At 41.9% G+C, this 13,768-nt stretch carries 15 protein-coding genes; all 15 read left to right on the top strand.

Features of this window, described 5'->3' with window-relative positions; all coding sequences use genetic code 11:
* A partial coding sequence (locus MSI_RS14620) for a hypothetical protein (protein ID WP_039923766.1) occupies positions 1 to 440 on the top strand: 440 nt, incomplete at its 5' end.
* Complete coding sequence (locus MSI_RS00010) at positions 430 to 2,133, top strand: S1C family serine protease (RefSeq protein WP_009102305.1); 1,704 nt, start codon at positions 430 to 432, stop codon at positions 2,131 to 2,133. The genes MSI_RS14620 and MSI_RS00010, both read left to right, overlap by 11 nt.
* A gap of 35 nt (positions 2,134 to 2,168) precedes the next feature.
* The gene (gene lepA, locus MSI_RS00015; protein ID WP_009102308.1) at positions 2,169 to 3,974 is read left to right on the top strand and encodes a translation elongation factor 4; all 1,806 of its coding nucleotides are present in this window, start codon (positions 2,169 to 2,171) and stop codon (positions 3,972 to 3,974) included.
* 110 nt (positions 3,975 to 4,084) lie between these two features.
* Entirely contained in the window at positions 4,085 to 4,798 is a 714-nt protein-coding gene (locus tag MSI_RS00020) for a hypothetical protein (RefSeq protein WP_009102310.1), read from the top strand.
* A gap of 12 nt (positions 4,799 to 4,810) precedes the next feature.
* Positions 4,811 to 5,410 (top strand): hypothetical protein, encoded by a 600-nt coding sequence (locus tag MSI_RS00025; protein WP_009102311.1) that lies wholly within the window; start codon positions 4,811 to 4,813, stop codon positions 5,408 to 5,410.
* A 152-nt stretch (positions 5,411 to 5,562) separates the two neighbouring features.
* Positions 5,563 to 6,966, top strand: a complete 1,404-nt coding sequence (locus tag MSI_RS00030) for a hypothetical protein (protein ID WP_039923770.1) — start codon at positions 5,563 to 5,565, stop codon at positions 6,964 to 6,966.
* A complete protein-coding gene (locus MSI_RS00035; RefSeq protein WP_009102317.1) occupies positions 6,954 to 8,024 on the top strand; it encodes an LPP20 family lipoprotein in 1,071 nt (356 codons plus the stop codon). Before MSI_RS00030 ends, MSI_RS00035 begins: the two co-directional genes overlap by 13 nt.
* Positions 8,021 to 8,389, top strand: coding sequence for a hypothetical protein (locus MSI_RS00040; RefSeq protein ID WP_009102320.1), 369 nt, complete (start codon positions 8,021 to 8,023; stop codon positions 8,387 to 8,389). The genes MSI_RS00035 and MSI_RS00040 overlap by 4 nt, the downstream gene beginning before the upstream one ends.
* Before the next feature lie 173 nt (positions 8,390 to 8,562).
* Positions 8,563 to 9,345: a 3-methyl-2-oxobutanoate hydroxymethyltransferase gene (gene panB, locus MSI_RS00045; RefSeq protein WP_009102322.1), complete on the top strand. Its 783-nt coding sequence runs from the start codon at positions 8,563 to 8,565 to the stop codon at positions 9,343 to 9,345.
* A 109-nt stretch (positions 9,346 to 9,454) separates the two neighbouring features.
* Positions 9,455 to 10,210 carry a pantoate--beta-alanine ligase gene (gene panC, locus MSI_RS00050; protein ID WP_009102324.1) on the top strand — a complete coding sequence of 252 codons (756 nt, stop codon included), beginning with the start codon at positions 9,455 to 9,457 and terminating at the stop codon, positions 10,208 to 10,210.
* 197 nt (positions 10,211 to 10,407) lie between these two features.
* Positions 10,408 to 10,947, top strand: coding sequence for a flavoprotein (locus MSI_RS00055; RefSeq protein ID WP_009102326.1), 540 nt, complete (start codon positions 10,408 to 10,410; stop codon positions 10,945 to 10,947).
* 194 nt (positions 10,948 to 11,141) lie between these two features.
* Positions 11,142 to 11,819 (top strand): phosphopantothenoylcysteine decarboxylase, encoded by a 678-nt coding sequence (locus tag MSI_RS00060; protein WP_009102328.1) that lies wholly within the window; start codon positions 11,142 to 11,144, stop codon positions 11,817 to 11,819.
* Positions 11,816 to 12,583 carry a type III pantothenate kinase gene (locus tag MSI_RS00065; protein WP_009102330.1) on the top strand — a complete coding sequence of 256 codons (768 nt, stop codon included), beginning with the start codon at positions 11,816 to 11,818 and terminating at the stop codon, positions 12,581 to 12,583. The genes MSI_RS00060 and MSI_RS00065 overlap by 4 nt, the downstream gene beginning before the upstream one ends.
* Positions 12,584 to 12,684: 101 nt before the next feature.
* Positions 12,685 to 13,038 (top strand): aspartate 1-decarboxylase, encoded by a 354-nt coding sequence (gene panD, locus MSI_RS00070; RefSeq protein ID WP_009102331.1) that lies wholly within the window; start codon positions 12,685 to 12,687, stop codon positions 13,036 to 13,038.
* Between the two features lie 16 nt (positions 13,039 to 13,054).
* Positions 13,055 to 13,765 (top strand): DNA alkylation repair protein, encoded by a 711-nt coding sequence (locus tag MSI_RS00075; RefSeq protein WP_009102332.1) that lies wholly within the window; start codon positions 13,055 to 13,057, stop codon positions 13,763 to 13,765.
* The last annotated feature ends 3 nt before the right edge of the window (positions 13,766 to 13,768 follow it).

Here is a 13,768-nt window from a genome sequence, read left to right on the forward strand (position 1 = left end):
ATGATGAAAACGGGGATATTACTACTGTCTGGGATTCAAATGATGACGGCGTAACTGACTGCAAATTTGTAAAATATGCTCCAGAAGAGGGAGAAGCGGTAAAAGACCTTACAGTTTATTATGATAAGAAGGGCAGGGAAACTATTTCCATGATCTGTCTGGATGATATTCCTGTAAAGCTGACAGAAAATCAGAATCATGAACTGATTATTTATGCCGGAAAATTTGGTGAAGTATACTGGATTGAAAATCAGGGTGAAGAAGAACTTGAATCAAAAATCCTTGATAAGCTTGGACAGGAATTCGGTACGGAAATTACACAGGGTAAAACCTTCCTTTTGCAGATGGACGAGACAAGAGTTTCTGTTATTAGAGTTGGAAGTAAGCTCTTTTTCAGAATTGTACCTGAAGAGGATTTGGTGAAGAAAAATGAAAATTAATATAGAAAGAAAATGTTTTTTTAAGGCTTTTACGGCTCTGCTTTTTTGCGGGGCTTTTTCTGCTTCACTTCTGACTTCCTGCAGAAGCCTTCAGCAGCCGGATAATATTGAAGGTCCTATTGATTATTCTAACTATGATGTTGTAGAAGCGGAAATTAAGCGAATCCGTGATTTTATGGAAGAGGAACCTGTTAGGGCTCTCTGGCGGGCTGAACTTTTGGGACGCGAAGATGTAAAGGCTGAATGCCTGGACGAGGTTTATAAGAAATTTAAGGTAGCCTTGTACGACAAAAATACACTTCTTGCTTCTAAATATTATACAAGTCTGAAGTCGGCAAAGCATACTTTTACAAGGGAAGAGGAAGTAAAGTATAAGGAAATCTATCTTTCTTCTGTTCCGGGGCTTAGCGGAAAAAATTCTAAGGCGCCTAAGACAGTTTCTGACTGTATGCATGCAACTGTTACAATCTGGGTTGACCGGGGAATTAAGGTTCGCAATGGTGCCGGTTATCCTGATATCATCATTGGTTCGGGCTTTTTTATTGACGAGCGGGGATATCTTGTAACAAATCATCATGTAATTGAGTCCATGGTGGATTCAAAATATGAGGGCTATTCGCGTCTTTACGTTAAGTTGCTTTCAGATCCTGATACAAAGATTCCTGCCAAGGTTATCGGTTATGATTCAGTTCTGGATCTGGCATTGCTTAAGGTTGAAATTGAGCCGGATTTTGTTCTTAGTCTTGGTTCCAGCAGTGATTTGAGCATTGGTGATAAGGTAAGCGCAATTGGTACTCCAATCGGACTTGAAGGAACTTTGACTTCAGGAATTATTTCTTCTACAGACCGAAAGCTTGAAACTCTTGGAAATGTATTTCAGATTGATGCGGCTGTAAACTCTGGAAACAGCGGTGGTCCTTTAATTGACCAGAATATGAAGGTTCAGGCTATTGTTTTTGCCGGAATGCTTCAGTATCAGGGACTGAACTTTGCAATTCCTGTTGAATATTTAAAACTTCTTCTTCCTTATATGTATCGTCCGGAAGTTCCAAAGGATGAAAAGCAGCTTGAAGACGAACCTGAATCACTGCAGGTTATGCATCCCTGGATTTGTGCTTATGGACATACAATGCGGGTTGGAAATAAAAAGACAGGTCTTGAGGTTCAGTATGTAATGCCGGGTGGTTCTGCGGCACTCAGCGGTCTTAAAATGGGAGATGTAATTACAGAAATTGACGGAAATCCAATCAAAACTATAGAAGATTTCCAGCTTTATGAGATTTCTGCCCAGCCAGGAACTATGGTTTCCTGTAAATATAAAACTCAGGGGGCAGAGGGCGATAGTGAAGAAAAATCCTGTCTGCTCCTTTTTGAAGAACGCCCTGAATCACCTCTTACTTTGATTTATAAGAGTGATTTTGTGGACAATTCTTTTATTCCGATTTATGGTATGCAGGTTACCCGCGCTTCTTCAGAAAGCAAGAAGATTTACAAAATCACTAAGGTTATCCGCGGAACTGTTGCTGATGAAATGAGTTTTTCTGAAAATGATCAGCTGGGACTTTACGGTGTTAAATTTGATAATGAAAATAAATTTATTATGACTCAAATTATGATTCAGAGAAAAAAGAAGGGATTGATTGATGTGGGAATGGTGCTGACTGCCCCTTATGATAATCCTTATTATTTTTAATGTGCCGTCTGCCGGTGCTCTAGGAGAATTAAATTATGGATATGAAATATAAGCGCAACTTCTGTATTGTTGCACATATTGACCACGGAAAGTCTACTCTTTCTGACCGCCTTATTCAGAAGGCTAAAATCATCGATGACAGAAAGATGATGAACCAGATTCTTGATAACATGGATATTGAACGCGAACGCGGAATTACAATCAAGAGTCAGGCAGTAACAATTCCTTATCACGCAAAAGACGGAAACGACTACGAACTGAACTTTGTAGATACTCCGGGCCACGTAGACTTTTCTTACGAAGTAAGTCGCGCTATTGCTTCCTGCGAAGGTGCCCTGCTTTTGATAGATGCTACTCAGGGGGTTGAAAGCCAGACGGTTTCTAATATGTATATGGCGCTGGAACAGGATTTAAGAATTGTTCCGGTAATCAATAAAATTGACCTTGCTTCGGCAGATATTCCTTCCTGCAAGCACCAGATTGATAAAGAACTTGGCCTTGATTCAGAGGAGACTCAGCTTGTTTCTGCCAAAACAGGAGAAGGAATTGATGAACTTCTGGAAGCTATTGTAACAAAGTTCCCCGCTCCTACCGGCGACCCAAGCGGAAAACTTGCTGCCCTTATTTTTGACTGCCACTACGATGCCTACCGCGGTGTAATTGTGCACGTGCGAATGAAGGAAGGTACTGTAAAAACCGGCGACGTTATCAAAATGATGAGTTCCGGCGCTGAATATAAGGTAGAGCAGTGCGGTGTATTTAAGATTAATTACGAAGAAACCGGAAAGCTAGAAGCCGGCGATGTCGGTTACATTATTGCGGGAATTAAAACTGTAAGCGACGTTCGCGTTGGTGATACTATTACCAGTGCGGTAGACGGCCTTGAAGAACCTCTTCCTGGATTTAAGGAAGTTAAACCTGTTGTTTATTCTTCTATCTATCCTATGGATTCAAACGACTACGAAGAGCTTAAAGTCAGCATGGAAAAACTTAAGCTTAACGATGCCAGCCTTATTTACGAAAAGGATAATTCCCTTGCCCTTGGTAACGGTTTCCGCTGTGGTTTTTTGGGACTTTTACATCTGGAAATTATTCAGGAACGTCTGGAGCGCGACTTTGACCAGGCTGTAATTTTTACAGCGCCTTCTGTTCGTTACAAGCTGGAATTGACGACTGGTGAAGAGACTTACATTGATAATCCGTCTGAATACCCTCAGGGACGAATCCGCTCTGCAGAAGAGCCTTACATTAAGGCAAGCGTAATTACTCCTGCAGAATATATTGGTTCAATCATGTCTCTTTGTACAGAAAAACGCGGAATGCAGACCAACATGCAGTATCTTGATGAAAAACGCGTTGAACTTACTTACGAAATGCCGCTTGCCGAAGTTCTTTTTGATTTTTACGACAAGCTTAAGAGTTATAGCCGTGGTTATGCTTCTTTTGATTACGAAGTTATCGGTTACCGTCCTACAGAACTTGTAAAGGTTGATATTCTTTTGAACGGAAAAATGGTCGATGCCCTTTCTCAGCTTACCTTTAAGCAGAATGCCGTTGACCGTGCCCGCAAATTCTGTGAGCGTTTAAAGGACGAAATCAGCCGCCAGCAGTTTAAGGTTGCAATTCAGGGTGCAATTGGAAGTCAGATTATTGCCCGCGAGACAGTAAATCCTGTTCGTAAGGATGTTCTTGCAAAGTGTTACGGTGGTGATATTACCCGTAAACGCAAGCTTCTTGAAAAACAGAAGGAAGGTAAAAAGAAGATGAAGATGATTGGTGACGTTGAACTTCCTCAGAGCGCCTTCCTTGCAGTTCTGAAAGACCGCGAAGATGAAAAATAGGCTTGAGTTCTGCGATGATAAATAATTTGCTTTTATGCTGAAGTGAAATTATAATCATTTAAATAACATTTATTTATTGATTGATGTTTTATGCATCATTGGAGGATTTTATGAAAAGAAAACTAATTGCTGTCTCTGCGCTTCTTGCGCTTTGTCTGACATCAAATGTTTTTGCAGCTAAGGCAAAGCAGGCAAAGGTGAAGATTGAGATAGTAAACCGTCCTGGAATGGCTTTGGGTACAGATATTCCAAACTGGGTACAGGCTGTTTTGGAAGGTGACAATAAAACTATTGCTAAATCTCTTAAAATTGATTTAAAAGAGCATCAGATTTTTGTTTTCTCTAATCAGGGAACTGATCTCGAATTTTTGAAGACATGGACTGATCAGGTTGATGTACAGCGTCAGGTTGCAAACTCCTTCTCTCTTGCAGTAGGACAGTCTGCAAATGCTGTATTCCAGGGTTCTTCTGGGGAAGAAAATAAAAAGCAGATGGCAATTGATCAGACAATCAAGGCTCTTTCTGCTATTGAAATCAACGGACTTCTTAAAGAATCTCAGTATTGGATTCAGTTCAGAAAGCCAAAACAGGGTGTAAAAATTACTAAAAAATCACCTGACAGCGCTTATGAATATTACTATGAATACTATGTTGTATTTACAATGAGCCGTGACATTTACGATGCTCAGCTTGATGCTGCTTTGAATGGTATTGAAGACAATGCTTCTGAAACTGCCATTTTGAAGAAAGCTTTGAGCGAAAATCTTCGTGCGCCTTTGCTTGATAAGGCTGCTGACGAAAGTGTTGAATATGTAGAAGAATAATCAGGGGGATATATGAAAAAAATTATTATTTGTTTACTTGCTGCTCTTACAATCTGCAGTTCTGCATTTTCAAAAGCTGTAAAACGTGGTGGAGCCGGAGATCTTACTCCTTATTTGAGCGAAACTGATAGCCGTGAAATCAGTAAGGATATCGTGGATCAGATTATTAAAAATCCTAGAGTTGCAAAATTTGAGGATAAAAACGGACGTCCTCCTGTAGTTACAATCGGAAAGATTAAAGATGAAACAGGTGAGTTCTTTGATACTCAGATTATTGCAAACAGTTTGAAAACTGCGGTTTTGAACAGCGGCGTTCTTGAGTTTATGGCTAACTCAGATGTTCGTGAGCAGATGCGCGATGAAGTAATCATGCAGCAGGATCATTCTGCTGAAGAGCTTGCAAAAACTCTTGATATTGAAGATGCTGCGGACTATATGATTACAGGTTCTGTAAAACTTATGGTTCAGAATAACGGCAAAAAGCAGGAGCGAACTTACATTGTAAATATCGAACTTACAGATTTGCAGACACATAGAACTGTGGCAATGTTTGAACCTTCAGAAGAAACAAAGGATTTCTTAAAGAAAACTGCTTCTGTTAAGAGCAGATAGTTTTTCTTTATTATTGATGGCTGTCCTGTGAAAAATTCTTTTTCCGGGGCAGCTGTTTTTTTTAGGAGTATTTATGAAAAAACTAATCAGAGGTCTTGCAGCTTCTTTTCTGCTTGTAAGTCTCTTTGCAGCCTGTGCCACAACTTCTGCTGTTGATAACGAAGCCGCTGAAAAAAACAGAGAAAACTGAAACTCAGGAGAAGAAAAAGCCTGTATCCAAAAACAAAAAAAAGAAATTTGATCAGGAAGCCTATAATTCAGCCTTTGAATCGGGTGATTATGAAACCTGTATTTCCATGCTGAATGAAAAAAATGCAAAAAAGGAACTGAAAAATACAGTTCGAAATGAACTTGATATAGATATGCTTATCTATTTATCAAAGGATTATACTGGGGCCGGAAAAGCTTTTCTTGATACCTACTATCAGATGCAGCAGCTGAGCGCAAATATGACTGTCGGTGATATAATGAAGGCTTCTCTTGTAAGCGAAAATTCTGTTACCTATTCAGGTGCAGAATACGAACGCTATTTAGTCTGGTCTATGCGCCTTTCGTCAGCCCTGAATACAAATCAGAATGATGTTGCCTACGGTATTATGAAAGATTACGTCGGAACATTTATGGATGAAATTCAGGCTTTGCGTCAAAAGAATAAAGAACTTGCCGAAGCATCTGCAAAAAAACTTGATAGTGATGAATTTGCAGATGCAAAATCATCTCTTGCAGAAGCTGGGGCAAACTTCAATTTTGGAGAAAAACCAAAAATCACCGGTAAAACAAGTTATGAAAATTCACCTTTCTTTAATTATCTTGGAACTCTTGCTTATGCTGTAAATAATGATTTTGATCACGCTTACGAATTTGCTTCAACTTACAGAGTTAATAACGTAAAAGATGTGATTAACGTTCCTGAAGGAAAAGGCCGCCTTGAAGTTGTTGCTCTTTCCGGCATAATCGGAAAACGAAGCGATGCTGGCGAAGGAGTTGAGCCTATTGGAATTCATATTCCGATTAATGGAAACCTCTTCTCTATTTATGGTAAGGTTGCTTATCCTGTTTTTAATCCTCCTGAGCATTTGATTAATAATGTTCGCGTAACTCTTTCTGACGGAAGCTGGGCAAGTGCCCTTCTTATTGAAGATTTTGATGAGGCTGTCAAAATTGACGTTAATCAGAAGGCTCCGGGAGCTTTCAGCCGTTCGGTATTCCGAAATATCGTAAAGAATTCTGTTTCTGTTGGTAGTGTAATTGCGGCTAGTGAAAGTTTGAAGCATGCTGATGGTAATCCTATTGCCCTTGCGGCAGCCAGAATCAGTTTTAATGTTGCAGTTGATATTGCGGCAAAAGCTGTTATAAAAGCTGAAAAAGCTGATATCAGACAGGGAGAACTTTTTCCTCATAAGGCAAGTGCAGCAGGCTTTTCTTTAGCGCCAGGTTCCTATACTGTACAAATTGATTACTGTCATGATAATACGGTTATAGAATCTAAGACTATTGAAAATGTTCTTGTAAAAGCTGGAAAAGTAAGCGTGGCGGTATCACAATGCGAAAAATAAAAAAAGGATTTATTAAAGCTCTTTGCTGTCTGCTTGTAATTCAGGCAGGCGGCATGGTAATGGCTGCTTCAAAAAAATCTTCCTCAAAAAAGAAGGCTATGCCGGAATGGGTAACTCAGCCTTCTGCGGTTTATCCGAATCCTTCATATATTACATATGTTGGAAATGGAGCAGACAGAAATATAAGTGAAATAAATGCGCTTCAGGGCTTGGCTTCGGTTTTCGGGCAGTCAATAAAGTCTGATTCAACAGCTTCCAGCAGACTGACTCAGGCAAAAGAAAATGGACTGGTTGCAAATACCAATACTCAGGTTTTTAGTCAGGAAGTAAAACGCAAGGTTGATGTTGATTCATTAATAGGTGTTGAGGTAAAAGAATTCTGGTTTGATGATAAGGATACCTGGTATGCAATTGCAGTTCTTGATAAATCAAAGGCAACAGAGCTTTATTCAGACATGATTAAGAAAAATGCTGCTGCCATTGAAACTGTAATTAAGAACGGTGAAAAAGATTTATATTCCTTCGACGGTTTTGGTGCATATGATTTTGCAGAAGATATAGCCCTGGAGAATGAAAATCATCTTAAGAAACTTGCTGTAATAAATCCGCCGGTCGTGGATGATTTAAAATCTTTCTGTCCTTCATCAAAGAAATTGCATGCAAAAAAGATGGAAATTGCAAAGCAGATTCCAATTTGTATTCAGACTTCTAATGATGAAAATGGCAGATATAAGGATGCATTTAGTCAGGCAGTGGCAGAAGCCGGATTTAAGGCAACTGCTGATACTTCTGCGCGATACCAGCTTCTTGCAAAATTTGACTTTGAACGTTCTGATACTAGTGACAAAAAGACGGTTCGCTGTCGTTACAATGCTGAAAGCTACATCCTAGATAACAAAACATCTCATCAATTAGTTCCATTTTCAATAAAAGGCCGCGAGGCTCATGTAGATTATGATGAAGCAAAGCATAAAGCAGAGACTTCCCTGACAAACAAAATCAAAAAAGATTTTTCCAAAGCCTTTTATGATTATATAAGGTCGTCTGTAACAGAATGAAGAAAATAACTCTTTTTACAATCGTTAGTTTTCTCATTTCATTCCATGCCTTTTCAGAAATTGTAAAATGGAAAGGTATGGAAATGGGACTGCCTCAGAATCCAAAGTGGCTTGAAACCTATATTTTAAACCATAATGAAAAGCTATTACGAAAGAAATTGGGTATAGCAAAAGACGAATGTGTTCTTGTTGGAGTTGGATGTGCCGCTGATTTAGAAACTGCAAGAAGTCTTTCTCAGCTGGATGGGCAAAATAAAGCTTCTGACTTACAAAAAGACAAAAAAAATCGCCTTGTTCCCGTGTATGAATACTGGGAAGAAGACGATGAAAAGGGCTTTAGCGTTTATTCTGTTTACACTTATTAAAAACCCATTTTTTTGTAAAAAATTCCTAGTTATTGCACAATTTTCCACATAATTCTATTATATAGTAACGAACTTAGACCTTTGCGGCTGAGATTTGTGTGGCTTGGTCAAATTGCACCAGGTATTTCTTTCTTATCATTAATATAGACGTGATCCAATGGAGGACAGGTACTATGACTACTCTTGATTTCCCTAAGTGGAAAAGTGAAAATCGTAAAATTTCTATGGTGACTTGTTATGATTCGACTTTTGCGCGGATTATTAACGATTCTGACATTGACTGTATTTTGATTGGCGACAGCTGTTCTATGGTTATGCACGGCGAAAAGACTACTGTGCCTGCAAAAATGGAATGGATGGTTGAGCATACCAGAAGCGTTCGCAACGGGGCGCCGGACAAGTACATTGTTGCTGATATGCCATTTTTGACTACCCGCAAGGGAATTGAATATGCAACTGACTGCGCTGGTCAGCTTCTGGTTGCGGGTGCTAACTCTGTAAAAATTGAAGGTATGTACGGGCAGGAAGATGTTGTTGCCCACATCGTTCAGAGCGGTATTCCTGTTATGGCTCATCTGGGCTTGACTCCGCAGTTTTATAACGCATTCGGCGGCCACAAGATGCAGGGTAAAACTGAAGAAGCTGCTGAAAAAATAATTGAAGAAGCAAAAATTGCGGAAAAGCTTGGCTGCTATGCTATCGTTCTGGAATGTATTCCGGCGGCTCTTGCGGCAAAAATCACTAAGGCGGTTTCGATTCCGACTATTGGAATTGGAGCGGGCGTAGAGTGTGATGGTCAGGTGCTGGTTCTGTTTGATATGCTTGGCATGAGCGGATTTAAGATTCGCTTTGTTCGCCAGTATTTGAACGGACTTGAATTGATTAAGGGCGCCCTGAATCAGTACAGTGCGGATGTACATTCGGGAGAGTTCCCTAAGGGCGACGAAATAAAGTAATAACGGGGCGTTGCGGGGTGTCCCCGCAGAGAGGGTGGTGGAAGACTGCGAAGCAGGCTGGAACCAGGGGGAGACTTCCCCCTCCCAATTAAATATATCGAGGCGAAATATGAAAATTATTAAGACGGTTGAAGAATTTAAGGAAATTAGAAAAACTTTTGGCGATAAGAGCGTGGGTTTTGTGCCGACTATGGGCGGACTTCATAAGGGGCATTTATCGCTGATGAAGAGGGCGATTGCGGAAAACGACATCAGCGTGGCCAGCGTTTATCTGAATCCGACTCAGTTTAACGACAAGAAGGATCTGGAAACTTACCCTGCTAACTTTGCAGATGACTGCGCGCTTTTGGAAAAGGCCGGCGTGGACTATCTTTTTGCGCCGACTTACCCGGTTATGTACCCGGATGACTATGCTTACATGCTGACAGAAAAGCGTTTCAGCAAGGAATTGTGCGGTGCTAAACGACCGGGACATTTTGACGGCGTTTTGACTGTTGTAATGAAGTTTTTCAATATTGTGCGTCCGACCCGCGCTTATTTTGGCGAAAAGGACTTCCAGCAGTATAAGCTTCTGGACGGAATGGTTAAGGCTTTCTTTATGGATATTGAGCTTATTCCTTGTCCGATTGTTCGCGAAGATAACGGCCTTGCAATTTCAAGCCGTAACAGAAAATTGAGCCCAGCTGGTCTTGCCCTTGCTCCTAAGTTCCATGAGATTCTTGCGGGCGGCGGTTCGGAAGAAGAAATTGCGGCTAAGCTTGAGGCTGCTGGATTTAAGGTAGATTACGTTACTAAGAAGGATGACAGACTGTATGCAGCTGTGTTCTTAGAGGAAGTAAGACTTATTGATAATGTGGCAATTTAAGTTGTAAAGCAAAAATGACGCGAGGGAGCGGTGCGTGGTGCGAAAACACTCTGATTGTTGTGACCGCTTGAGCGGTCAAATCTATAGTTACTTTGCAACAATCAGCGTGTAGCGCGATATCGCGCGGTTTCGCATCACACACCGCGACCGGAAGTCTTTTTTGCTTTGGAAGGTTGATTTCTACAGGAGTATAAATTATGGGAAAGAATATATTACTTCATGTAACCGGCAGTATCAGCTGTTATAAGGCTTGTGCGCTTACGAGTCTGCTGACTAAAAACGGTTATAATGTGCGCGTTATTGCAAGCGAGGATGCGCTGAAGTTTGTGGGGGCCGCAAGTTTTGAAGGACTTAGCCATAACAAGCTAGAAACTTCTATGTTTGGAAACGACGACCCGATTCCTCACATTCATCTTGCGCAGAACTGGGCTGATTTGATTATTTCTTACCCTTGCAGTGCAAATACAATTAACCGATTGGCTGCCGGCCTTGCTGATGATTTGTTTGGCGCTGTCTGTCTTGCAAATAATTTCCAGAAGCCGCTTTTGATTGCCCCTGCTATGAATACAAATATGTTCCGTCATCCGTCTGTTCAGGAAGGCTTGAAAAAGCTGGAAGGCTGGGGAGCAAAGATTCTTCCTTGCGGGGAAGGTGAACTTGCCTGCGGTACTACAGGAGTTGGAAGACTGCTTGAGCCGGCGGAGGCATTGGAATATATAGAAAAAGCTATTTCATAAGGAAAAGACATAGCAAAAAAAGGCGTGAGGGAGCAGGGCGTTTGGCAAAAACATTCTATTTTTGTCTGCCGCGCTAGCGGCGCATTTAATAGTTTCAATACAAAAATAGCATGTAGCGCCTTATGGCGCGGTTTTGACAAATGCCCTGCGACCGGAAGCCTTTTTTAGGTGAACTCGTTTATTAATGAGGTTTTATGAAGATTTTAATTACTGGCGGCGGTTCGGAAGAGCCTATTGATAACGTGCGCGCTGTCTGCAATTTTTCTACCGGGCGTACTTCGGCTTTTCTGGCGGATTTTTTTGCGGATGTAGGGCACGAAGTAACGGAAATTGTTTCTGAGCGTGCGGTAAAGGCCCAGAAAGCCCGCCTTCTGACCTATAAAACTTTTGCCCAGCTGGCTTCTGCTTTGGAAAGTGAATGCCGTAACGGCGCTTATGATTTGATTGTTCATGCGGCGGCTGTGAGCGACTACTCGCCTTATCAGATTATAGTTGACGGAAAAGAATACGAGTGCGGTTCGGTAAGCAAAGTGCCTGCCGGTGTAGAACTTGTGGTAAAGATGAAGAAGAATCCCAAGCTGGTAGATAGTCTGAAGTTTTGGAGTGGAGATAAGACAAGAGTTATCGCTTTTAAGCTGACTTCAAATGCGAGCGTGGGCGAGCGGAAGGTGGCGGTGAAAAAGGTGTTTGACGCTAACGAAAATTATCTTTTATCTCCTGATTTTGTGGTGTCGAACGATTTGAGCGAGATTAAGGGAGCTGTCCATCCCTGTGTGATTTACGGACGGGCAATGGAAGAAGCGGCGAGGGCAGGCGACCTTGCGGGGCTTGGTAAGGCGATTTTGAATCTGGCAGGAGAAAGTGAAAAATGATATTAACAGTTGATGTTGGAAATACACAGATTACGGGCGGTCTTTTTGAGGACGGAAAGCTTGTGCTTCAGTTCCGCCAGACGACCAGTGCTAAGACGACTTCGGATGAAATCGGGCTTTTTTTCCGCTCGGTGATTCGCGAGAATGGCTTTCGCTGGCAGAAGGTTGAGAGAATCGGTGTCTGCTCGGTTGTTCCTTCTATTAATTATTCGCTTTCAAGCGCTTTTACAAAATATTTTAATCAGAAGGCGCTTTTTATTCAGGCGGGAATTAAGACCGGTTTGAAATTGAAGTATGCCAATCCTAAGGAAATCGGTGCTGACCGAATTGCGGCTGCCATTGGTGCCATGTCGCTGCATCCGGGAAAAAATCTGATTGTAATTGATATGGGAACGGCTACGACGATTGATGTTGTGACCAGCGGAAAAGAGTATCTTGGCGGTGCCATTATGCCGGGTATGAAAATCAGTGTGGAAGCACTGGCTAGTGGTACGGCAAAGCTTCCGATTGTAGAAATTGTCCGCCCGGAACATGCCTGCGGAACTTCTACAATTGAGGCGATTCAGTCGGGCTTGTATTGGGGAAATCTTGGTGCTGTCAAGGAACTGACCCGCCAGTACGAGCGCACTATTTTCAAAGGTGAAAAACCTTATATAATTGGAACCGGCGGATTTTCGCGCATTTTTGACGGCGAGTCCCTTTTTGACGAAATGTGCCCGGAGCTGGTGCTTCTGGGAATTAAATGCGCATTGGATATGAACTAAAACGGGGCGTTGCGGGGTGTCCCCGCAGAAGGGGTGGCGAGCAACAAAGTGCGAGCCAGGGGAAGGCTTTCCCCTCCTGAAATAGATTTTTGAGGTGAAATATGGATATTACAGTTTTGAAGGCTAAATTACACAGAGCGACTGTTACGGACGCTAATTTGAATTACGAGGGGTCAATCAGCATTGATACTGAACTTTGTAAGGCGGCTGGAATGCACAACTGGGAAAAAGTTGACATTCTGAACGTAAATAACGGCGAGCGCTTTTCGACTTACATCATTCCAGGAAAAAAAGGCGAGATTTGTCTGAACGGGGCCGCTGCCCGCAAAGCCTGCGTGGGAGACAAGGTGATTATTGTAACTTACACCACGATTGAGGAAAAAGACGCCGACAGCTGGCAGCCGAAGGTTGTGCTGCTCGGGGAAGACAATTCAATAAAAGCTGTGAAAAACTAAGTCCCCAGGAGGGCCTATGACAAAAGAAGAAATCACTGGGCGGCTTTTTGAGCTTCAGGATACAAAATACCGCGACTTTCAGGCTAAGCTGATTCCTAACATCGCTGCTGACAGCGTGATTGGGGTAAGGACTCCGGCTCTTAAGGCTTTTGCAAAAGAATTGCACAAGGCCGCCTCCAGCGACGAAAAGGCAGCCCTGGCAGTCAGCGATTTTCTTTCTTCTCTCCCCCACAAATATTTTGACCAGAATCAGCTTCACGCCTTTTTAATCAACGAAGAAAAGGATTTTGAAAAGTGTATTTCCCAGGTAGAAGCTTTTTTGCCTTATGTTGATAACTGGGCGACCTGCGACCAGGCTTCTACAAAGGCTTTTCAGAAGCATAAAAATGAACTTTTGCCTTACATCTTCCGCTGGATAAAATCTGAACACACTTACACCGTGCGTTTTGCAATCGGAAAACTTATGCAGCTTTTCCTGGACGAGGATTTTAAGCCGGAATATCTGGAAATGGTTGCCGCCGTCCACTCGGAAGAATATTACATCAACATGATGATTGCCTGGTATTTTGCCACCGCCCTTGCCAAGCAGTACGAGGCCACCCTCCCTTACATAGAAAAAAATCGCCTTGAAAAATGGACTCACAATAAGGCCATCCAGAAGGCGATTGAAAGTTACCGAATTACTGATGAGCAGAAAGCGTATTTGAGGACGTTAAAGATAAAGTAAGCC

The sequence above is a fragment of the Treponema sp. JC4 genome, assembly GCF_000260795.1.
In the GTDB taxonomy this organism is placed as follows: Bacteria; Spirochaetota; Spirochaetia; order Treponematales; family Treponemataceae; genus Treponema_D.